A 21,577-nucleotide genomic window follows, 5' to 3' on the forward strand; every position below is an offset into this window, starting at 1 on the left:
ACCCCCCCGATAGCCTGATGAACAGAGAAGTGGCAATCGGTTGGACCATTCCCTCGGCGACCCGCGCGCCGACCCTCCTCCAACCACATCCTCATGGCATCCCTTATTTTACGTCCTTATCGCCTTGGGCATGATGAATCTGATGAATCACAAAAGTAAATTCCGGGCATGGCTCTTTGCTCCTCTTCTGCTCTTCTTGATTCCGTTGGTCGCGGAAGCCGGCAAGTTCAAAGTCGGCGACGTGGTCCAGGTATGGGACGATTGGAAAGATGAATGGAAGAACGGCACCGTCGTCGACATCAATCGCCGCGGTGAACTTCTGATTGAAACCGCGAGCTACAGCAGCCTTAAGCGCGAAGTTTATCAACCAAAGGTCGTTCGTTTCGCCTACGAAGATGGCGCGATCGGACCGGCCCGAACGTGGACCGATTCCAGCGGCACCTTCAAGATCATGGCGGCACCGCTAGGGATCGTGAATGACAAGATTCGCCTGCGTCGTGAAGACATGTCTGAGATCGAAGTTCCGATCGCCAAACTCGGGGACGCCGACCAGCGTCTCATCGAACGGATCAAAGCCGAGATGGGCATCCGGGCCGTGCCGCCTCCTAAGCCGATTACCCCGATCCGTTTTGCCGGAACCGATAACGAAAACCTCAACGCGTTCGGTAGCGTCGGCTACGCGGAAGAACGCATTGCCATTCTCGCCGATCCCATTCCGCCCTATATGGTCATTCCGCAAGGTGGTGTTGGCTTCGGCAAGTACTACGAAGAAGAACAATTCGGTCTGATTCAACCGATCGGCGGGCCCGATGGGCTGGTGCTGGTCTCGGCCGAGTATCCGGTCGATCCGCGTAAGGCAGACAAGTTCGATCGCACGCGTATCGCTTGGATCTCGCTGAAGCAAAAGAAGATCACCAAAGAGCAGTCGCTGCCCGATGGCGAGATGGTCCTGGACTATCATCCGGCTTCGCATCGTCTGTTGACGTATCGCTACGAACTCGAGGGAGGCCGCTTTGGTCGTCGCAAGACGGTCCTCTCGGTGTGGGAAGTCTTACCAACCGACGAATCGGTAGAGCCTGTTGTGAGCTGGGAAGCGTACCCCGATGACGGCTACGACAAAGAACCTTGGGCGCGCTTGATCAACGGAAACCTTGTCCTCCATCGATTTGCCGACAAGCAGTACGTCGGCTGGGATGTCGCGAACCGGTCGGTTGCTTACCGCCTGTTCCAGGACCACACGTGGTCGACTCCACCGACACTCAGCGGAACGGCGAAGTATGGCTTCCTGGTCGAAAACGAGAGCGTCCGAATCTTCGACGCGGTAACAGGGACAACGATCACCAAGCTGATCACCGAGAACCGCATCAAGCTGGCGGCCCCCAGCGAAGACGGTTCCAAGTTGGCCACGCTGGAAGAGAACACGCTGACGATTTGGAATTTGACCGACCCCATCGCCGAACCGGTCGCACATCCGGCCGAGTCGATCGGTGGTTCGCTGGCGAAAGAAATGTATTGGGTCGACGGCGATATGCTGATGATCAAGAACATCATGGAAATGATTCTATACGATCTGAACGAAGGCATCGCTATTTGGAATTACAGCCTGGAGTACGGTACGGTCACCGCCGTGAAAGAATCGGAAGGTCGCCAGACGATGGGCGTGCTCAACGGTCACTTGGTGTACGGCGCCGAACTTCGTGCCAATGGAAAACGGGCCGGTCTGGCCGTGGGTAATGTGAAGTTGCCTGGCCCGGAAGTGCGAGAAAAAACCGAAGGCGTCAAACGCGACGATCTGGTTGTCTTGAAGCCCGGCAGCAAGATTCGTCTGGAAGTCCGCTGCGGCAATACCCACAACCCAACGGTCTACAGTGCCTTGCTCGCCAAGATCCAAGAGAATGGCTGGGAACTCAACCAAGAAGATTACGATGCGGTGATGCACGCGGATATTACGCTCGGCGAAACCGTCACCCGCACCTATCGCTTCTTTGGTTTCTATCGGGCACCCGAGACGGTCACGTATACGCCAATCATCTCCAAGCTCGATATCATGGTCGGAGACACAACGATCTGGGTTAACCGAACTTCCACTGGACCAGGGTTTTTCGTGAACGCAGACGAAACGATTCAACAGCAAGTCGATCGTCAGAAGGAAGACGTCAACTTCTTCACCCGCAGCCGAATTCCGGCAATGATCCTGGATCCCAAGTACGGACGTGGTTTTGGTTCGACCAAAGTTTCAACCAAGGGCCTCGAACCCACTAGCATGCGAAACATGATCTACGCCAACGGCCGGCCGGTATTCTTGAACAACTGACCCTTGGTGGCGGTGATACCCCTGTGCAAAAAAATGGCCAGTCGAAAACCCATCGACTGGCCATTGTTCTTTCTTGCTTGAACAGGCACGCTACGGCTTGATCACCAACTGGCCGATCTTCTTGCCGGTGTTGTTGTACATAGCGTGCCAGTCATTGATGTCTGGAAACCCATCCAGAAAGATCTGAATGAATCGCGGCCAATCGCTGGGCTGTAACGTCAAACAACCATCCGACCCCCGACCACTGTTGAACCCGTTATGGACGTTGATGCCGACCGACGTTGTCTTGCCAGGGTTATCGCTTTGAACGCTGACCGGTTTTCGCATGTTGACCAGCAGGCCAGGACGAATGCCTTCGCGTTTCATGACCAGCTTATCGGCTCCTTGCTTGGCAGCGGTTCCCCCCTTGTGAAAACCGATATGCAGCGGATAGGTACCATCGATGACGCGTCCCTTGACGGTCATGTCATCAGGCCAGATCGATCCCTTGAAGGTTCCGTTTACCCCACCACCAGTCAGCATAAAGGACGACTCATACATACCGTTGAAGGTCGCCGACTCGCCTCGCTTGCGTTTGGTCTTCGTGGGCATCTTACCACCGTGCTGGACAGTCAGCGTGATCAGCCCACCGACCGGGACCGGCTTGGCCGTTGGTGGTGCCACGGCACCAATCAATGATGTCATTGTCTTCCAGGTCTTGCCGCCCACGTCGATCCGCGCATCGGGTCTGGCCAGGCCAACACGTTTTGCCTGGAAGCTGATGATGGCTTTGACCGTGTTGGACGTCGCACCCACCCGGGAAATTTTTCCGTCGATCCCCTTGGGATCGAAGCTTGGATTGGCCGTCTTCTTAGAAATCTGCGTCAGCATCTTCTGAACGGTCGTTATATCTGCTGAGTGGTTTGTCGCACCACTTTCGTAACTACCCACCGACGCGCTGATTTTCCACATAGCCTGACTCCTTCGCGATAAGAGATGCTCCGCCTGTAAGGGCGTTATCGCCGGGAATTCCAATGGGTTGCGTGCAAAATCCGATTTCTTTCGATAAGACGGGAAACCGTTTCATCACTTACCACTGCCAGCCCAACCGCTTGGCCTTCATCCAGGTAAGGCCAACGTATAAAGCGGCCCCCGGTAAGGCCGCAAGCATCGTTACGAAGACGAGTTCCACGCGATAGACTTCTTCGCGCCCTTGCAGATAGGTGGCAATCGCCAAAGGAACCAGAATCGCAATGATGGGCCCTGCCAGCAGAGCGAAACGTTTGAAGCCAGCACGGGGGTAGTAAACCATCAAGGCAATGGTCACGGATCCGATGATGAAGATTCGCTTCACAATCGAGCCAATCGTGTTGAAGATCTTCGATGCCGTGCTTTCGGACGGTTCTCGGATGAACCCGCCTCTGGGTCGATAAGCTCCTGACGGAAACGAGCGGGGCGATTCGACAGGCGTTGAACCTGATCCCCAGGCAAAAACCTCTGGCAAGACGAGAATGAAGGTAATCGCCATTAAAACAAGCCCCTTACGAAGGCCGTTAGGATAGAACTCTTCCCGATAAGAGACGGGGTCTGCCTCAACCAATTCTTCCATGGGCTTCTCCTACGAGTACGCATGTCTAGAAACGCATTCGCGCGAACAAGCCTTCTTCTCTGTAAGTCAGGCACGCCTCAAGATATCCCATCCCATGTCACCTGGACAATGATTTACCAGCTCTCCCCCTCAAGAATGTTGTGAACCGACTGGCTTGCCTGAAGCGTTGATAATCGGTTAGGCACCTGCGAACCAAGTTGCATAAGAAAACAACATCGTTATATGAAGCTCGTCAATGCGTAAATTTTACAACGTCTTTATCTATGTTTTTTCAAATCTGAGCCGCCCCCTTCTAGGCTTCTAAGTGCTTGATTCTGTGCAAAAAACGAGTCCTTGAGGGGATGTCTGGGCCTTTCGGTTCGTTGGTCATTAAAAGACCACCTCCGAGCCGGACTTTGGTGTGGAGTTTGCAGCCTTGAATCGCTCGGTAGTGTTCTTCAAAGACGAGAGGTCATGTTGTGACCAGTCCAAGGATTTGACGATGGGTCAGTTTCACATTGCCATTACGCATCAGGCGAAACCGGGTAAGGAGGAAGAATACGAGGCCGCCTTACGCGAGTTTGCCAAACAGTCGCTCGACGAACCGGGCGCCTCTGGCGTTCTGCTACTCGCTCCGGCACCTGGAACACTGGGCAAAGAATACGGGATCCTGCGTACCTTTGAAGATCGTGCATCGTGTGAAGCGTTCTATCATTCCGAGAGCTATCGTGAGTTCCATCGGCGGACGCGTCCGCTGGTAGCGGACGAGGCCAAACGCCGCCCGCTCAATGGCCTGGAAGTCTTCTTTCACGATCCGAGAACGAGCCCTCCGAAGTGGAAGATGTTCATCGTGACCTGGCTGGGCGTGTTCCCAAGCGCCCTGCTCTTCTCGTTGACCATTCCTCCGCTGATTGGCTTCATGCATGATCTCCTGATTCGAGCCATCGTCAACGTCTTTGTTGTTGCCTCGTTGGCTTGGATCATCATGCCATTCTTGACGAAACTTTTCCGCCCGTGGTTGTCTCCTCGCCAAGAGCAGCCCACGATCCCCGACTTTGCCACCGAGCAGCCTGAGCAAGTCCGGGAAGAGCACGAAGAGTTCTTAGAGCGGTTCGAGTTGGAACGCGTTTGATCTTCGCTTGATTGCGAACAAATCCCGGCGTACTGTGTCCCAGTGCAATGCGTTTGCATCGCAGACATCTCCGCCGGTTGTCGCAAATCGAATCTGAAGTTCAAACGAGGTCCACATGAGCAACGTTCATGTCGCGATTACGCACCAAGCCAGACCTGGTAAAGAGGTAGAGTACGAGGCCGCGCTGCGGGACTTTGCGCGGGAATCGTTGCACGAACCTGGGACGGCCGGCGTGCTGCTGCTTGCCCCAGTGCCTGGCACCCATGGTTGCACCTACGGCATCTTGAGGTCGTTTGAAAACCAAGCATCGTGTGACGCGTTTTATCAGTCGGCACGATTCCGCGACTTCCACGAATTAACCAAGCCGTTGGTTGTCGAAGAAGCCACGCGTCGCAAATTACACGGCCTGGAGGCCTTCTTCCGTGATCCCAAGCTGAGCCCTCCGCGTTGGAAAATGGCAGTCGTCACTTGGCTGGGTGTTTATCCTTCCGTTCTATTCTGGGGCAATGTGCTACCTCCCGCCTTGAGCAGCCTGCATAGTCTTGTGGCGACGGCCATAACGACAATCTTCGTCACGGTGACCTTGGCCTGGCTAGTCATGCCGATCCTGAGCAAAGTCTTCGCCGCGTGGCTGCATCCGCCGAATTCGAGTGTTCCTATCCTGGGCCAGTCACTTTCCGACTAAGTCTCAAGCGAAGAGTCCGTAACCAAGACCAATTCGTCGCTGCCTGATAGACTTGAGCCATGGCGAGACTTCATCAGTACGTTGCGTTCTTGCGTGGCATGAACTTGGGCAAGCGCCGGTTAAGCATGGACCGGTTGCGCGAGCTTCTGCTGGAACTCGACTATCAGCAGGTCGAAACGTATATCGCCAGCGGCAATGTCATCTTCTGCGTGCCCAAGACTGCGGACACAAAACTTGCTGAGCGTATCTCCCAGCACCTTGAGTCTTCCCTCGGCTACCCGGTCGATACGTTCATTCGCTCAGCTGCGGAGGTTCAATTGATTGCTCAGCGGGAAGTCTTCCCCCTGCAAGACGAGCCAGACTGGAACGTCCACGTCTCGTTCTTCTCGAAGAAAGTGCCGCCCAAAATGGCCGCCAACCTGGAAGCGGTCCGCACTGATGAAGACGCCTTCCGGGTGATCGATCGCGAGCTGTATTGGCTTCGGAAAGGCCGCATGTCGGACTCTCATGTCTGGGACCTGCCGGCCATCAAGGCGATCAAGCTGCCGACGCACACTATGCGCACCATAAACACAATTCGTAAGCTAACTACCAAATATCTAGCAAACTAAGTCCGGCTATTTTCCCTTAATCAGCCAATACGAGGCATAGGAAGCCACTTAGCGGTGCGGAATCCCGCACTTCCGCGGCAGAATGTGCAAATTCGCGTTGAAAATGCAAGTTGATATCCCGTAAGATCACTCGTCTAGTCTTTTCCATCCAGATTTTTCTTTTCTTTTCTCTATATCTGGGAGATTTCGTTGTGAGAACGCGCGGATTCACACTTGTGGAGTTGTTGGTAGTGATCGCCATTATTGGCGTCCTGATTGCCCTTTTACTTCCAGCGGTACAGCAAGCCCGAGAAGCAGCCCGGCGAATGAGCTGCAGCAACAACCTGAAGCAGCTCGGATTGGGCCTCCATAATTACCATGACACCTTCGGAGAGATGCCTCCTTGCTCGGTCGCTCCTGAAGATGGCGATCCGGCAGGTGGAGCCCATGGGCCGACGGGCTGGGTCTTTCTGCTGCCATTCATCGAGCAGACTTCGCTGCACGATCTGATCAGCCAGAAATCGAATAACTTCAATCGCAACTTCTGGCTCGGCTCTGGAAACGCCGCGCCCATTCGTAACGCAGTCAATGGTTTGTCGGTCGAATCGTACTGGTGCCCCTCCAGTCCTCTGGCTCGCTTCAAAACCCAGAACAGCCGCCAGATTCAACAGATCGACTACGTGTTTGTCGCTGGGGCGAATAATCACTCCCGACGGGATCGTAAGGCCGAGAGCAACAGCCACTTTTCCGACGGCGGCGTCTTCCGCCAGCAGTTAGGCGTTTCGTTCCGTGATATCACCGACGGAACGTCGAACACGTTCTGCATTGGCGAGCAGTCCGGTTTCACCCGAAGCGGTACGAACAACCGATTCGATGCCCGCGCTCATCCAAACAGTGGTTGGTACATGGGCTCGAAAAACTACACCCGCCCAACCGGTGCCGACAACTCTTGGGGATCAGGCGGCGAGGACGATCGCTGCTACAACGTGACCACCATCCGCCAAGGGATTAATACGAAAAAAATCGGCGGAAACTGGGCCAAAGCTCCTCGTTGTAATACGCCGGTTCAGTCGGCCCATCCAGGCGGCGCGCTTGTGATCGTCAGTGATGCTTCCGTGCGTTTCATTCCTGAAACCGCAGCACTTTCGGTGGTGAAAAACCTAGCCAATCGAGACGATGGCAATCCGGTTCAGTTCCCGTAACTCGGCCGCTTTGTCTCTGAGAAGTGACGCGAGGCAGCGCGTCACTTCTCGCTCTTATTGTTTCTCTTCTTAATCTTGTAGGCACTTTATCGGAGTGTGCGATATGGCTAGGTATGGCCTATGTCTGCTCGCAATCGGCCTTCTTATTGGCTGTAGCGAGTCTGGACCCAAGACGTATTCGGTTGGTGGAACGGTGACGATTGGTAAGAAGCCAATGAATGGCGGGTATGTTTCCTTCGAGGACCCCGAAACAGGAGAAGCCGCCCAGGGAGCCATCGAGGAAGACGGTAGCTACTCGGTCGAGTTGCCCCAAGGCAGCTACCAAGTGATGATCGAACCGACGGAAATCGAAGTGAAGTCGAAAGACGGTATGTCGCCGCCGGAAATGAGGTATGTCCAGAACGTACCGGAGCGCTACATGTCGATCGATTCGACCGAGCTATCGGCGGATGTCGGAGACGATTCGACAACGTTCGACTTTACGTTGACCAAGTAGCTAACCTCGGCCTCCGTCGAAACCTGCTCGGGAATCGGCTCTGTCTTGAGATCAAAAAACGAATCGAGCGTGACCAACACCAGCATGATCACGCCGACGATCAATTTGCCAACCGTCCCCAGGATGCGTCCGATGAACGCTCCTTGACCGATCGCCATTCGCTCTTCATGCGACTTCTCGGTGTTATGCTCGCCTAACCAGGCACCACCGAACGCTCCGAGTGCACCACCTAACAGCGCGCCGATCATCGTTCCCAGAATGGGAATAAAGCTCAGCAGAATAGCGCCGGCCAGGCTCCCGATAAACGCCCCGACCAGCGATAAGAACACGCCCCAGCGACTTCCTCCCTGCTTGGCAGCCCCGGCGGCCCCGGCGAGGAACTCGACGATTTCTCCGATCACGGCCAGCACGGCAATCACGATCACCACGGTCCAGCTGACGCGTGGGAAATACCCGGCCGGCAGAAAATAGGCATACAGGACCGTGCACAGCAGCAAGATCCAGTTGCCCGGCAGCGTAATGAAAGTCGTCAGCCAGGCAAACGCATTGACCATCAATAACAAAACAGCGGCGACATAAACCATGAGGGGATATTCCTGGAGTAAGCCAAGATACGCATGGAATTGGTTATTCGATGCGGCGAACTCAGTCTGAGGTATTATCTCGAAGAATCGGCCAAGTTCTAGACGTAGCTGCTATCGGTCATCCGCAGGCCAAGGCGAGTTGCTAGGAACTCTCTCGACTTAAAAATCGCGCAATCCGAGCCATCAACTCATAGGTGGTGATGGCCAGAGTTACGTTGATAGGCGAGTAAACAACAAAAAGGCTGACCAAGCCCAACAAATACACATCCATATTGGAAACGTAGCCAAGTCCCCAGAGTGATCCGAATATCAGCAGTGTATTTGGCCCCATCAGCCACAGGCCGGCCAGGAGAATTCCGTAGTCATGATTGAGTACGTGATCTAAACGTCGCTCCCAACTCACGTCTCCCTCCAACCGATAGGCCCTGGCGATGAACAGGACACCTGAGATCGTCTGCATCAGACTGAATAGCAACGTGAGTGGGATCAGAACGAACACATTGATCCAGTCGGATTCTATGCCAATAGAATGCAGTCCCAATCGGACAGGCGCCATCAGCACCATAGCCGAGTACCCCAGCACCATGATCACGGTGAGACCAATTCGTTCGTCGCCCATCGAACTGCATTTGGCAAATGGAAAAAAAAGTGCCCCGCGACTGGGACAACAGAAGCTGTCTATCCCCATCATATCCCTGGGGCGTCCAGCGGCGTTGAGATTTGTGCTTTAGGTTGCCAATCCGGCAAGGAGCCCCAATTACATACAGCTTGCCCCCCTGTTATAATTTCGCGCCTTACATCCACCATGTTTGCCCTGGGGTTTCCCCGTCTTTCGTCAGGAGATTGTTGATGAGCATCAGTGCGTTTATGGAAAAGCATTACCGCCACTTTAACGCTCGCGAGATGGTGGAAGCGGCCAAGACGTATAAGTCGATGGTCGAAGGGGGCGGCAAGATGTTTATGTCCATCGCCGGGGCGATGAGCACGGCCGAGCTGGGCATTTCGCTGGCCGAAATGATCCGTCAGGATAAAGTGCACGCGATCAGCTGCACCGCGGCCAACTTCGAGGAAGACTTCTTCAACCTGGTGGCTCACGACGAATACGAACTGTGCCCGAACTACCGCGACCTTTCCCCGGAAGATGAATTTCAGCTTCGCGAAGGTGGTTTCAACCGCGTGACGGACACTTGTATCCCGGAAACGGTCATTCGCCACTTCGAGCACAATTTGCTCGAGTACTGGAAGGAAGCCGACGAAAAGGGGGAGCAACACTTCCCGGTCGATTATTTCTTCCGCCTGCTGAAGGATGGCAAGCTGCAAGAGCACTACCAGATCCCGCCAGAAAACAGCTGGGTGCTGGCTGCTTACGAAAAGGGAATCCCTGTCTTCACCCCAGGCTGGGAAGACTCGACGCTGGGGAACATCTTCGCGGCTCGCGTTTACGACGGGACCCTTTCCTCGCACAACGTGATTCACCCCGGTACCGCCATGATGCAAGAGCTGGTGAAGTGGTACCTGGAACACGAAAAGAACGGCATCGGGTTCTACCAGATCGGCGGCGGTATCGCAGGCGACTTCGCGATCTGTGCCGTTCCACTGGTACTGCAAGACCTGGAAATGCGGGATGCGAATCTGTGGAGCTACTTCTGCCAGATCTCGGATTCAACCACGTCGTTCGGCTCGTACAGCGGTGCGGTCCCCAACGAAAAGATCACGTGGTACAAGCTGAGCAAGGAAAGCCCCAAGTTCATGATCAACTCGGACGCCTCGATCGTGGCTCCGTTGATGTTCGCCTACATCCTGGGGCAGTAGAACTCGAAGCGTCTGAGAGAAACAGACGGAAAGAGTTTTAACCACGGATTACACGGATAAGCACAGATGTTTTAGAGTCGTCTTTGACGACTCTTTTTTTATCCGTGACTATCTGCGTAATCCGTGGTTTGTCTCTTCTTCTTCCGCGTGCGGTTACTTCCACGGTCCTTGTAGCTTGCCACCGCGTAGCGATTGGAGGCCGCGAATCTGGACGCGGTCTTGGTTTTTGAACGAGATCACCGGGCTCAGGCCGATCTCCATCAGTTTGGCCAATTCATCATCAGTCAGCAGGCACTCTCCGCAAGGATGGGCATCGCCGTCTTCGGCCGGGTCGTAGTAGACCGGCAGGTCGCTGAACTGGGACACGGCGGAAGTGTCCTGGCTCCAGCCGGCTTCGTTATAGCCGTTGGCAAGGGCCGTACATGCCAGCCATACGGGGCTGCCCCAGGCCAGTTGGCTTCCACCGGGCTTCGAGATCTCTTCGAAGTCGAAGCTGTCGGTCGACTTATACTTCTTGCCGTACGGTAGCCGCAATTGCACCCTGGGCCAAAGGCCGGCCACGTTCAACATGGGCCGCGTGATGCGGTTGGCGTTCCACGCTTCGTGGATGGGGGACTCAGGGTCGAGCCACTGCTCTTTAGTTGCTCGCAGCTCAATTGCTGCGGAAGCTCCGGCCGACTGGCAAAGGTCCCCCAGCTTCGCCGCGAGAATTAAGTCGTCCTGGTTCACTGCGAAGGGAAACAGGCAGCCGACCACACCCCACGGCGTGGCCCCGGGTGTCTTGGAAGGGGTCGTCATCAATTCGGCCAGCCAGCCGGTTTGCCAGTTTTCGTCCTGCAGTGCTTCGCGAAAGGCCTGGGCCGTGGTGTCGAGAATGTAGATCTTCAGCTTGGCGTGCGTTTCGACCTGGAAGGTCATCATCCGCAGCCCTCGCCAGTTCATTTCCAACGCATGAAACTTCGGCCCTTGCAGCACACGACGCATGGTCTCCTGGATCGCCTCATCGACGACGGCAACGAGTTCGTCCTGCCGCGGATCGACCTTTTGGATATTGCTGCCGGCAAGAACCTCTTCGATGAACGCACCCCAGTTGCCTGTTTCCAAAGGCGAACCGCTGGTGTCCGTCGATTGTGAGAGGACGTCCGCGAAGAGATCTTCCGAGCCTGGTGCCGCGGCTGAAACGCCCTGCGTTGGTTCAGGCGTAGCCGGGGCCGCTTCTTCCTGCTTCGGAGCCCATGCCATCACTTCGGCCGCAGCGGCCTCAAAGTGCTTGGGGTTTTTCAGGCGACGGCGAAGCGTACGGAGATTCTCAAACAGGGTCAGCTTCTCGAACAGTTCATCCGGCTCGAAGTCCTCGAACTCTTGGAACTCGATATCTTCGGTTTGGCCATCGGCCGATGCGAGGATGCCGTCGAGACGCACACCCAGTTTCTCCGGCAACTCGTACAGATTGTCGCGATCGACAAAGACCGGCTTGGGGCTCTTCCGATCGTCCTCGTGGCCGGTGCCACGGAAATTGCCAATTAGCAGTAAGTGCAACGGGGTTTTCTCGTTGACTTCAGGAGCATGAGAACGCGAACCACCAACTTGAATTTCCGCCATGTTGTCTCCCCCGACATTGCCTTGCTTCAGGTTGTAACATGGTGCCGAACTATTGAGGCTGCTCGACTACGCGATTCATGCCCAGTTTCTTGAGTGACTCGGCCCACGATTTCTTGGTGAATAATTGCCAGCTATCGGGCATGTCCGCCACTTCGGCCAACACGCCGACGACATCTTTACCCAGCAGTTCGTCTACCGTCTCTTGATCACGCTGCGACAAAAAGGTGGTCAACAGATTCGGTGAGAAGACGGCAAAGAATTGCGGGCCTGGTCCCGGGGTTGGCAGATCACCCCGCTTGGGAGCAAACAGCCCGTCCCGGAAATGATGGACGACTTCCTGGGGATCTCCCTTGGTGAACATGCAACTAATCGCATCCAGGCCCCATAGCTCGTCGATGATCTCGCGAAACGGTTCGAGGTCTTCAGGGCAGTACAGCATGGGACCACCGAGCGCTGCGAACTTGGCATCCAGGTCGCCGCGCAGAGGTGTTCCTTCCAACTCCTCTGGGATTTGCATTTCGGCTCGCATGAAGTGAATCGAAAGGACGGGCTTGGCGATCTTCGACAAACTGCTGATCAGTGCGAACGGAGAAAACGAAACCTTGGGCACACCTTCGATGATACTGTGATAAACAGGGTACCCAGAGTCGGCCGTCTCTTCTTTGAAGCACAGTCCGCGCACCGACTCTGGCGAAGTGGGAACCGACTCTTTATCTCCCTCGCCCTCCTTCGATGGTGGCGGAGCCGCGGAAACGTAATCAGGATTCCGCCAATTCGACGAAGGCCCCGGTTCGGGAGGCTCGATGATGTTTTCTGGGTTGCCTGGCCCCGGCGAGGATACGTTCGGAAAGTCCTCGGCCGGAGGACCAGTGAACTTGTTGGTCGGTGGTTCGTCGGGAGAGAACCCTACCAGGTTGGGATTCCCACCGTCGGGTCCCATTTGATTGGTAAACGACGGTCCGCTTCCTCCGGCGAACGAAGGAGGTCCAAACAACGGTTCGTCTTCGTCATCCCCTTCGTCCCCAAATTCAAGCGAGGGACCAACATTGGGACCGAAATCATCCGATCCAAAATCGAGGTTGGGATTCTTGCCCTCACCAAATCCGCCTGGGGCTTGCCAAGGCGGCGCATTCTGACTGCCGGGAGGCTCAAACTTGTTTTCAGGTGGCCCAGCATCTTGGGGAGCGGGAGGCGAAGTAAAACTCGAAAACTGCGGAGCATCCGATGGTTCATCGAAGTTGGGAAAGCCACCTTGCGGTGCACCAGGGGGAAGATGGGGCGTCCCTGGCGGCACGGGACCTGGCGATGGCGGCGTAAAACTCGGAGGAGTTTCCCGCGGTGGCTGCTCGGGCGCCTCAAAATTTGGCGGTGCCCCCGCGCCGGCAGGTGGTTCCGCATGAGGGAATCGCGGGTCGATTGGTGGTGGACTGCCGGGTGGACTTCCCGGAGGAGTGCCAGGGGAATGACGAAAACCAGGCGGCATTCCTGGTGGCGGCCCTGCTGGAGCGGCCCCACTTCCTCCCTTGGCAAACTTGAAGACCGGGCCTTCGTCTCCACCTCGCTTATGAGGCGGAACGAAATCGGGATGGTCGGGCGTCGGTGTGCCGGGAGGTAATTGGCCAGGGATTACTTGCCCTGGAGTGGGCTGACCAGGCGTGGTCGGCGTGGAAGATGGCTGTGCCCACGGCGGACTCTTCGAAGGTCCATGCGAAGAGGGTCCTGGCGGTGGAGGACTGTCTGCCGGAGGAAAACCAGGAGGATGCCCCGGATTAGTACCGGTATCAGGCTTCGCGAATTCGGGCGGAGGGAAATTCTCAGGCGGTGGAAAATCCATGTTGCCGCTTGGCGGCTGATGAGGCATGCCTGCGGGAGGTGCCCCGGGAGCTCCCGGCGGCAATGGCGGTCCCGATGGTGCTCCGGGTGGTTGTGGCTGACCGTGGGACTCCGACTTTGGGAACTGAGGATCATCCTCGGGATAAACCTGACTGCCGAATGTCGTCGACATGAGCGAGCGATTTCGGACCGGTTCAGGCATTCCGATACTGGTCGACTCGTACGGGCTCTTGGCTCCCCCTTCAATCTTGACCATGAACTCGGTCCGTCCGGCGAAGACCTTTTGGCCGTCACGGATCACAAGACTCTCTTTGACGAAGTCATCATCAACACGGGTCCCGTTACGACTATCCAGATCGCGTAACCAGCAATACTTTCCGTCGTTCCGAATCTCGAAGTGCTGTCCCGACATCATTACGTCGTCGGTGAAGGCCTCATCCGAGTAGTTTGTGCGTCCAACTTTGCACGTTCGATCTTGCGGAATTTTGATTTGGCGTCCGACCTCCGAGCCGACAACCACCTCAAGGACAACCAACATGATGTTAAATCTTGCGCCTAACTTAGAGGGAACGAGTCCAACAATCGATTAGATCAGTATCTAAGTGCCTCGTCAAACAATTACGTCCTAAGGCTTTCATGCAATGAAGCTTAAAGCGAGTGCATCCTAAGAAGGGTGCAAGTAAGACCGGCCAATGCCGTCACAATCGATTCGTTCGACAACATCGCGCATACCCCGTGGTTTACCCCAACTGTCCCGATGACTGCAATCGCCAAGAATACCCCGGAAAACCGGAATAATTCGGGGAGTTTTGCGACTTTGCCCACGACACTTTTCGCGTTTGAGGGAAGAATGAAATCTTAACCCAACAAGGGCAATCGGGCCCTGTTACCTCGTCCCATTCTTCTGACCCCTTCGTGAAAGAGCTCATGAGCACTGCCGATAATCTGCAACAGCAATCGCTGGCCGAAGAAGAGTACAGCTACGACGTTGTCCCGTACCCCAGCCACCCCTTTCGTCAATCTCACCCAGAACGATTGGCAAGTGTCGGTAATCTTTTTGGGATCAAGCCTGCCGCGGTCGATAACTGCCGGGTACTAGAGATCGGCTGTGCCGCCGGCGGGAATATCATCCCCATGGCAGAATCTTTGCCAGAAAGCCAATTTGTTGGCGTTGATCTTTCCAAGAAGCAAATCGAACGCGGCCAGCTCAACATCGATGCACTGGGGCTGACCAATATCGAACTCAAGCACATGGACTGCACCGACATCGATGACTCGATGGGCAAGTTCGACTATATCATTGTCCACGGTGTCTTTTCGTGGATCCCAGAGGATGTCCAGGAACGGATCTTCGAGATCTGCCAGAAAAACCTGAACGAGAACGGCATCGCCTACATCAGCTACAACACGTATCCCGGTTGGCACCTGCGGGGCATGATCCGCGACATGATGAACTTTCATGTGCGGAATCTTAAAGATGCCCCGAAACGTATTCAGCAGTCGCGAGCCCTGCTGGAGTTCCTCGCGAAGAGCGTTTCCGCCGACAAGGGTGCCTATGGAATGCTGCTCAACAGCGAACTGCAACTGCTGCGTCGCCAGTCGGACAACTACTTGTTCCACGAACATCTCGAGAAAGACAACACGCCGCTTTACTTCCACGAGTTCATCGAGCGGGCCAAGAATCACGATTTGCAATACCTGGGGGAGGCACAAATCGCGACGATGTGGATCGGTAATTTCCCGAAAGAGATTGCTCAAACCCTCGAGCGAATCGCCCCCGATATTGTTCAACGCGAGCAATATGCCGACTTTGTCCGCAATCGCACCTTCCGCCAAACGCTGCTGTGTCATAAGGACGCCCCGGTCTCGCGAGCACTCAAGCTCGAATCACTGGACGGAGCGTATGTCAGCGGCAATATGGAAGAAAAGGTCGAAAAGGACAAGGAGCCGCAACCAGCCGAACCACGGACGTTTATCAATCCAGTGACTCGCCAGACGATGACCACGCAAGACCCGCTGGTGATTGAAACGGTATTGAGGCTGAAAGATGCCTTCCCATGTGCCGTCTCCTTCGAGGATCTATTCCAGAATGCGATGGACAAGATGGTCGATGGCGTCATCGCCGATGCCACCAAGATTGAGGCCCTCAAGCGATCGCTGGCCACCAATCTGATCCATATGACCGTCAGTGGGATTGTCGAACTGCAATACAATCCTTCGGTGTATACCGCCGACATGCCGGAGTTCCCCAAGACCTCCGCTGTCGCGCGAATGCAGGCCGAAAGTACGAATCGCCTGACCAACTGCCGACACGAGACGGTAAATGTCGACGACCTTTCTAGGCATTTGGTGCCGCTTATGGACGGCACGCGGACGCGAGATCAACTCGTCGAAGAGCTGAAGCGACTGGTCGACGAAGGGAAACTGGTCATCCAGCAGAAGGGTGAAAAGCCAGAAGGCATTTCCATGGATGCCGTTATGGGGAAAGCGGTCGACGAAGTGCTCAAACGCATCGCGAGCGCGGCCCTGCTGGTTCGTCAGTAACCATCCCTAGCTGCCCAAAACAAGAAGCGGACCGCTGCAAAGTGGTCCGCTTTTTTTGTTCTTGCGATGATCACGATTTCGCTGAGAAATCGACACTTCCGATCCACCGGCAGCAATTCGCTGACTTGCAACCCTATGTGGGTTTGATTTAATGACCGGAAGTGTTATTTGCGGCATCGTTTCTTTTGGAGGAGAACCGGTCCGCATCAACCGCCATCAGACAACAACGCCGTAGCACGAGAATCATCATGGCCAAGCTGACTCCCGGCATGAAGCAGGATTGGAAGCACCGCCCGTCCAAAGGCAATAAGCCGATGAACAGGATGGTTCGCCTGTTCTTCGTGGCGACGCTGTTTCTCATGCTGGTTGGCGTCCTCATTTGGTTTTTGCTTCCCCCTGCCCAGCAAAGGACCTATTTCTTTGCTGCCAACCCGATCGAATATGATCTCTGGGCGACGGTACCGCTGGTTCATAGCTCGGTCGCGGAAGAACTTGCCAAAGAGGGAAATCACGATCCGAGGTCGTTTCACATGGGCAGCATCGCCCTGGAAGAAACATTTCCGCCGATCGATCAGTTGGCCGCTCAAGCAGCCAATGGCAACATCCCCGGTCAAAACGATGCCTGCGTCCTCTATATCCAGGCGCATACTTTGCGGTACGACGTGGAAGGCACACCCCACGTGGTGGTCGCGACTCCGACTTTCCTGCGCAACTCGCTGGCGAATTGGGAAAACAGCGGCGTCCTTGATTTGAATGTCGTGCTGGACTGGATCCAAACGGCCAATTGTCCGCTGAAGTTGGTATTGCTCGATGCCGGTACGATCGTGACCGACGGTCGGATTGATCTGTACGAGAACAACTTCACCTCGGCCTTGGAAACCGAGATGCGAAGCCGGAAAGACTCAAATCTGTTTCTGATTACCTCGCACGAGAATGGCCAGAAGTCGCTTTCGTTGTCGCTCCAAAGAAACTCGATCTTCTCGCAGGCCGTCCAGGAAGCACTGACCGGCAAAGGTATCAGTGATATGTCAGGCGACAACTCGCTGGACCTCAATGAGCTGTATCATCACATCTGCGTGCGGGTTCAGAATCACCTCGGCGAAGGCGTCATCGCCCAGACACCGCGTCTATTTCAAGGGGGACAGGGAATTCTCAAAGAGGACTTCCCTGCCAAGTTCGTTTGCCGCTACTTCGAGGAAAAGAAGAAAGAAGGAGACGAGGAAGAATCGTCAGACGAGACCAAGGAAAAGGAACCGACTCCACCACCAGAACCGAAACCGGATGCCGAGAAAGACGGCGACAAGAAGGATGGCGAGTCGGCGGAAGAAAAGGATCCCCGCTGGGCAACCCTAGATGAAGTGTGGCAACTACGCGAACAGCTGGCTCAGCCTCCTGCTCGCCGCGGAGACATGATCTGGAGTCCGATCGACTTCGCTCCACAATACTTCCGCCGTCTCGACAGTTACTTGATCGGCTACCAGTTTCGCCTGTTGTTTGATACCGGTAGCGTTCCTGAAGAAAAATTGACGATGATGAAGAATTCGCTGGAAGTTCTTCAGGCGCATCTTCAAGAGCAGCGAGCGGTCCAAGCGATTCCGCCCATCAGCGATACGCCGGCCGACAACTTGATTGAAGCCTGGAATAAGTTCGTCAATACGCCGTATCAACTCGCCGGCAGTGCCGATTTGACCGACGACGGCATCAAGGCCCGCAATGCGGTTCTTAGTTGGAACTACTGTGTTTATCACGTGCCCGAACTAACCCAGATGTTCGAGCATACCGGCAGCGACTCGACCTTGGCCGGCTATGAATCGCTTTTGAAAGATATCCGCGACGTCACGATTGGGATGCTCGAAGTTCCTCCCAGCGGCTCCGGCGGGCCTGAACTAACACATCTGACGCTGGAAAGCGTCATTAACCGTTCGGTGGGCGAGATCGAGGGAATGCGACGATTTGCCAACGCCGACATGACGATCGTGCCGCGAGATAAAGAGTCGTCGAACCTGAATGCGCAGATGGCGGACGCGTTGCGGCTTCTCGGCTACCTGCGAACGGCTATGCCCACGGCGGCCGATCGCAAGAAGATGGCCGACTCGCTACGCGAATTCTCGCAGCAACCGGTCCCTGACTACACGTATATTGATAACTCAGTGCCCTTCTTGGCACGCTTGTCCACGGCCGCGCTACCGCGGGCCTCGGAAGCAAGCATGAAGAAGCTAAGAAGTCTGTATCTCGAGATCGCCGAGGCAGGCAGCCCGCCGGCTGGAAACCCGGCAACTCCATTTGTGGCGATCGGTGAGACGATTCAGGCCAACATGCCATCCGATGCCGACTATCGTAGCCAGGTTTGCTACCAGGTTCGCGTACGTACGCTCGATTGGCGTGACACCAATCAAATTGTGGGGAGAGTCGCTCCCCTTCCCTTCCGCTTTCCCGTGAAGGAAAAGATCCCGCGTCTGACGATCCGTCCCGGCAAAGAGACGCAATCGCTTCAACTCGATCGAGTCGATGAACAAGTCGATTTTGAGTTTGAATTGACAGCAGCGAACTTCCCGCCTGGGCAAGTCGTGTTCACCGTCGAATATGATCGCAATGCGTTAGACGTTTCGTTTAAGAACGGCAGCTTTGATGTGGCGAACGGTACGCTGAACTACACGATTGATGCCAGCGGTCCAATCACAATCCAAGGAAGTGTCTCGGCCAAGCTTGACCGCGAAGCGAACGCATTGCGGCGAAAGATGACTGACATCCGTGCCGCCCAAACCGAACCAATTGTCTTTACGATTCCGGCCAAGTTCATTCCTCCAGGAGCCGAGTCAAGCCGATCAGGCACGCTGAACGTATCCCTCCCCTGGGCCGAGCAGATCGACCTGGTTATTCAACAAACCGGAGCATCGGGGCCTGGGATCTACTATGGCCAACGCGTACAAGTCCCCCTGTTCGATAACCGCGAGTCGGAATTTCGCTTGGGTGTTATCAATCGTTCGCGGATCGAGCGAAAGGTCGATGTCGCCATCTACCCTGTCGTTCGACCTGAGACCAGCTTGATGCCTACCGGGCGTATCTTCTCGGATCAGTATCATCGCAAACCAATCGCTGGCGGGGCCGATAGCCAAGAAGCGGAAATTGCTCCGTGGCGTGTGGCGACCTACGAGCGTCCCTTGGTTAACTTGGGCACTGACTTTCTGCCCACAGGCGTCGCCAGTGGTCTTACCCTGACGTCCTACGATCAGATTCCGCCGCCAGCAACGAGGGCACGCGGCCGCATCGTGAATGAAGCCGTGCAACCGGAACGCTGCGAGTGGCTACGATTTACCGGTCCGCCTGGGCCGCCGGGACCGGACGGAAAGCCAGGCGAAGCAGGCAAGGTTGCACAGACCGATATCTCGAATGGACTGCTGGTGGTCATCACCGACCAGGTCAACAAGGACGCCAACAACAACCCGGTTCGCTGGATGCGCTGGATTGAATGGGTCCCTCGCAAGCCGCAGTCTTACTTAGATGTCCAGACTTCGGTCTTGCCGGCGGACAAGCTTTCTCGCTTGGAGATGATCGTTCAACCGATCACTGGTTCCCGTTCACTTCCGACCGCCACTTGGGACGCACAGCGACTGTTCGGCTTTCCCAGCCTTCCTCATAATCTGGCCAAGGTACCAATTCGTTTGGAATGGGATTGGAAGTGGGAAGACACTTTCGACGATTCCGAACTCATCAAGCGTCAGGCATTCGGTACGATCGCTTCGCCGGAAGCCACCGCAACACTCGGTGCGATTCTTAATCTCGACGGCACCAAGCCTGTCAAACGTCCGATCCTGGTGGACGTGGCTTGCGGAGAGAAGCTGCCGACATTGCGGCGAGCGTTTCGCACGGTCATGAATTTGGATACCGGTAAACTCGACGCCGATGCCTCGGCCGGTTTTGAAGCCCTGCGTCTCGACTCGTACCTGCCGCATGTCGAAGACGAAGAAAAACCGCTACCCACGGTCGATGTCATGGCCACGTCATGGCCTTCGAGTCGGCTGCCGATCATCCTGCCATCCAACATCGAAACCATCGACTGGATGATGGCGATTTCAACTGATACCAATAGCTTCAACGGCGCTAGTGAGATCAATCCCGATAAAATTCAATTGGGGCTGCTTGAATCCGGCAATGGTTTTGAATCGGCTCGGTTGAACTTCACCGAGACGATTTACTCGAACCGTTCGTTCTCAGCTCAATTGACCGCCGCCCAGGCAGAAGGCCCGCTGGTGATTACGGCAACGCTTCAAGATGTGGTCGCTTCCGGGCTGAGTGCCAAGACGTACGAAACGTTTGTCGGCGATTTCGTTGTCGAGATCTTCAATGGTCCCAAACAAGTAAACGATTTGCGGATCCCGGTCGTGATCGACAAAGATCCACCGACGATCAATATCCAACCGTCGCCGCTGACCATTCCCGTCAACGAAGGACTCAAGGTAACCATCCCTACGCAAGATAATGACTCTGGCATTAAGTATCTCGAGTACGGATCGCCAGGGCCTGGCGATACGATTGCCGACAAGCCATTGAGACTGGAACCACTCGTCGGCAACATCTTGCCGAATCCCAACGATACCTTCCTGCGAAATCCCCAGTTTGTTCTGAACATTCGCCCGGCCGAGTTGAAGTGGGATGTTGGCACCACCCATAAGCTACGCGTTCGCGCGGTGAATCGCGCCGACTTAAAGTCCGCTCCACTCGACCTGATCGTGCGAGTAGGCCCCAAGAGTGACGAGCCAATGGACGACGGGATGATGCAGCTCATGGTCATCAAGGCCCAGGTGGTCTTCGTGAACGGACGCGCCGCCACCGACCCGAAATACAAGCCGAGCATTAAGGAACTGCCCCTTCAACCGCGACTCGATCCAGATGGCGTGACGTGGGTCTTTGAAAGCGACATGCTTAAGCCAGGCACAAACTACACGCTTCAATCGAGTGGTCGGCAATCCTCTGGCGGAATCAAGTCGACGGAGACGGTCGCCCAGGCCACCCCGGCCAAAGACCGTGCCCCAGTTTATAAACTGAAGTTTGACTAGCGATTTTCATCAGTTTTTGATGATCGCATCGCTAGCGTTCACTTAGGCCTGAAAGTCTTCCCAGCCTCTTCACCTCTCCAATTCCGGATATCAAGCCGGCAATCCTGGCAAACCTTGCGGATTCAGTTGAGTTCGCAGCCTGGGAAGATCATTGCGCAA

General features: G+C 55.4%; 15 protein-coding genes. 9 read left to right on the forward strand and 6 right to left on the reverse strand.

Annotated features, from left to right (window positions below):
* Positions 1-142: 142 nt before the first annotated feature.
* The gene (locus PSR63_RS06610; protein WP_274331794.1) at positions 143-2,314 is read left to right on the forward strand and encodes an SHD1 domain-containing protein; all 2,172 of its coding nucleotides are present in this window, start codon (positions 143-145) and stop codon (positions 2,312-2,314) included.
* 90 nt (positions 2,315-2,404) lie between these two features.
* Here PSR63_RS06610 and PSR63_RS06615 read toward each other — a convergent pair whose 3' ends face one another.
* Positions 2,405-3,265, reverse strand: coding sequence for a hypothetical protein (locus PSR63_RS06615; RefSeq protein WP_274331796.1), 861 nt, complete (start codon positions 3,263-3,265; stop codon positions 2,405-2,407).
* Between the two features lie 118 nt (positions 3,266-3,383).
* On the reverse strand, positions 3,384-3,902 hold the full coding sequence (locus tag PSR63_RS06620; protein WP_274331797.1) for a hypothetical protein: 519 nt from the start codon (positions 3,900-3,902) through the stop codon (positions 3,384-3,386).
* 481 nt (positions 3,903-4,383) lie between these two features.
* On the opposite strand from PSR63_RS06620, the gene PSR63_RS06625 reads away from it, so the two are divergent.
* The 5 genes from PSR63_RS06625 (at position 4,384) to PSR63_RS06645 (ending at position 7,986) form a co-directional block, all read left to right on the forward strand.
* On the forward strand, positions 4,384-5,013 hold the full coding sequence (locus PSR63_RS06625) for an antibiotic biosynthesis monooxygenase (protein ID WP_274331798.1): 630 nt from the start codon (positions 4,384-4,386) through the stop codon (positions 5,011-5,013).
* A gap of 115 nt (positions 5,014-5,128) precedes the next feature.
* Positions 5,129-5,698, forward strand: a complete 570-nt coding sequence (locus PSR63_RS06630; protein WP_274331800.1) for an antibiotic biosynthesis monooxygenase — start codon at positions 5,129-5,131, stop codon at positions 5,696-5,698.
* 59 nt (positions 5,699-5,757) lie between these two features.
* On the forward strand, positions 5,758-6,309 hold the full coding sequence (locus tag PSR63_RS06635; protein WP_274331801.1) for a DUF1697 domain-containing protein: 552 nt from the start codon (positions 5,758-5,760) through the stop codon (positions 6,307-6,309).
* A gap of 191 nt (positions 6,310-6,500) precedes the next feature.
* A complete protein-coding gene (locus tag PSR63_RS06640) occupies positions 6,501-7,490 on the forward strand; it encodes a DUF1559 domain-containing protein (RefSeq protein WP_274331803.1) in 990 nt (329 codons plus the stop codon).
* 103 nt (positions 7,491-7,593) lie between these two features.
* Positions 7,594-7,986 carry a hypothetical protein gene (locus PSR63_RS06645; protein WP_274331805.1) on the forward strand — a complete coding sequence of 131 codons (393 nt, stop codon included), beginning with the start codon at positions 7,594-7,596 and terminating at the stop codon, positions 7,984-7,986.
* Here the strand turns inward: PSR63_RS06645 and PSR63_RS06650 are convergent.
* Together PSR63_RS06650 and PSR63_RS06655 are read right to left on the reverse strand one after the other, a co-directional pair.
* The gene (locus tag PSR63_RS06650; protein ID WP_274331806.1) at positions 7,905-8,570 is read right to left on the reverse strand and encodes a DUF456 domain-containing protein; all 666 of its coding nucleotides are present in this window, start codon (positions 8,568-8,570) and stop codon (positions 7,905-7,907) included. The two genes, PSR63_RS06645 and PSR63_RS06650, sit on opposite strands and share 82 nt — an antisense overlap.
* Positions 8,571-8,712: 142 nt before the next feature.
* Complete coding sequence (locus PSR63_RS06655) at positions 8,713-9,189, reverse strand: hypothetical protein (protein WP_274331808.1); 477 nt, start codon at positions 9,187-9,189, stop codon at positions 8,713-8,715.
* 230 nt (positions 9,190-9,419) lie between these two features.
* Here PSR63_RS06655 and PSR63_RS06660 point away from each other — a divergent pair, with 230 nt between their 5' ends.
* Positions 9,420-10,382 carry a deoxyhypusine synthase family protein gene (locus tag PSR63_RS06660; protein ID WP_274331809.1) on the forward strand — a complete coding sequence of 321 codons (963 nt, stop codon included), beginning with the start codon at positions 9,420-9,422 and terminating at the stop codon, positions 10,380-10,382.
* A 153-nt stretch (positions 10,383-10,535) separates the two neighbouring features.
* Here the strand turns inward: PSR63_RS06660 and PSR63_RS06665 are convergent, their stop codons facing one another.
* The gene (locus PSR63_RS06665) at positions 10,536-11,984 is read right to left on the reverse strand and encodes a type VI secretion system contractile sheath domain-containing protein (protein WP_274331810.1); all 1,449 of its coding nucleotides are present in this window, start codon (positions 11,982-11,984) and stop codon (positions 10,536-10,538) included.
* Between the two features lie 49 nt (positions 11,985-12,033).
* Positions 12,034-14,355 carry an FHA domain-containing protein gene (locus tag PSR63_RS06670; RefSeq protein WP_274331812.1) on the reverse strand — a complete coding sequence of 774 codons (2,322 nt, stop codon included), beginning with the start codon at positions 14,353-14,355 and terminating at the stop codon, positions 12,034-12,036.
* A gap of 389 nt (positions 14,356-14,744) precedes the next feature.
* Here PSR63_RS06670 and PSR63_RS06675 point away from each other — a divergent pair, with 389 nt between their 5' ends.
* Positions 14,745-16,361 carry a methyltransferase regulatory domain-containing protein gene (locus PSR63_RS06675; RefSeq protein ID WP_274331813.1) on the forward strand — a complete coding sequence of 539 codons (1,617 nt, stop codon included), beginning with the start codon at positions 14,745-14,747 and terminating at the stop codon, positions 16,359-16,361.
* 248 nt (positions 16,362-16,609) lie between these two features.
* Positions 16,610-21,418, forward strand: coding sequence for a hypothetical protein (locus PSR63_RS06680; protein WP_274331814.1), 4,809 nt, complete (start codon positions 16,610-16,612; stop codon positions 21,416-21,418).
* The last annotated feature ends 159 nt before the right edge of the window (positions 21,419-21,577 follow it).

The sequence above is a fragment of the Bremerella sp. P1 genome (genome assembly GCF_028748185.1).
Taxonomy (GTDB): domain Bacteria; phylum Planctomycetota; class Planctomycetia; order Pirellulales; family Pirellulaceae; genus Bremerella.

Excerpts from the sequence above, each read along its gene's own strand:
- PSR63_RS06610 (WP_274331794.1), top strand. The coding sequence starts at position 143 with ATGAATCACAAAAGTAAATTCCGGGCATGGCTCTTTGCTCCTCTTCTG.
- PSR63_RS06635 (WP_274331801.1), top strand. The coding sequence starts at position 5,758 with ATGGCGAGACTTCATCAGTACGTTGCGTTCTTGCGTGGCATGAACTTG.
- PSR63_RS06620 (WP_274331797.1), bottom strand. The coding sequence starts at position 3,902 with ATGGAAGAATTGGTTGAGGCAGACCCCGTCTCTTATCGGGAAGAGTTC.
- PSR63_RS06680 (WP_274331814.1), top strand. The coding sequence starts at position 16,610 with ATGGCCAAGCTGACTCCCGGCATGAAGCAGGATTGGAAGCACCGCCCG.
- PSR63_RS06615 (WP_274331796.1), bottom strand. The coding sequence starts at position 3,265 with ATGTGGAAAATCAGCGCGTCGGTGGGTAGTTACGAAAGTGGTGCGACA.
- PSR63_RS06665 (WP_274331810.1), bottom strand. The coding sequence starts at position 11,984 with ATGGCGGAAATTCAAGTTGGTGGTTCGCGTTCTCATGCTCCTGAAGTC.
- PSR63_RS06675 (WP_274331813.1), top strand. The coding sequence starts at position 14,745 with ATGAGCACTGCCGATAATCTGCAACAGCAATCGCTGGCCGAAGAAGAG.
- PSR63_RS06660 (WP_274331809.1), top strand. The coding sequence starts at position 9,420 with ATGAGCATCAGTGCGTTTATGGAAAAGCATTACCGCCACTTTAACGCT.
- PSR63_RS06650 (WP_274331806.1), bottom strand. The coding sequence starts at position 8,570 with ATGGTTTATGTCGCCGCTGTTTTGTTATTGATGGTCAATGCGTTTGCC.
- PSR63_RS06625 (WP_274331798.1), top strand. The coding sequence starts at position 4,384 with ATGGGTCAGTTTCACATTGCCATTACGCATCAGGCGAAACCGGGTAAG.
- PSR63_RS06645 (WP_274331805.1), top strand. The coding sequence starts at position 7,594 with ATGGCTAGGTATGGCCTATGTCTGCTCGCAATCGGCCTTCTTATTGGC.
- PSR63_RS06670 (WP_274331812.1), bottom strand. The coding sequence starts at position 14,355 with ATGTTGGTTGTCCTTGAGGTGGTTGTCGGCTCGGAGGTCGGACGCCAA.
- PSR63_RS06655 (WP_274331808.1), bottom strand. The coding sequence starts at position 9,189 with ATGGGCGACGAACGAATTGGTCTCACCGTGATCATGGTGCTGGGGTAC.
- PSR63_RS06630 (WP_274331800.1), top strand. The coding sequence starts at position 5,129 with ATGAGCAACGTTCATGTCGCGATTACGCACCAAGCCAGACCTGGTAAA.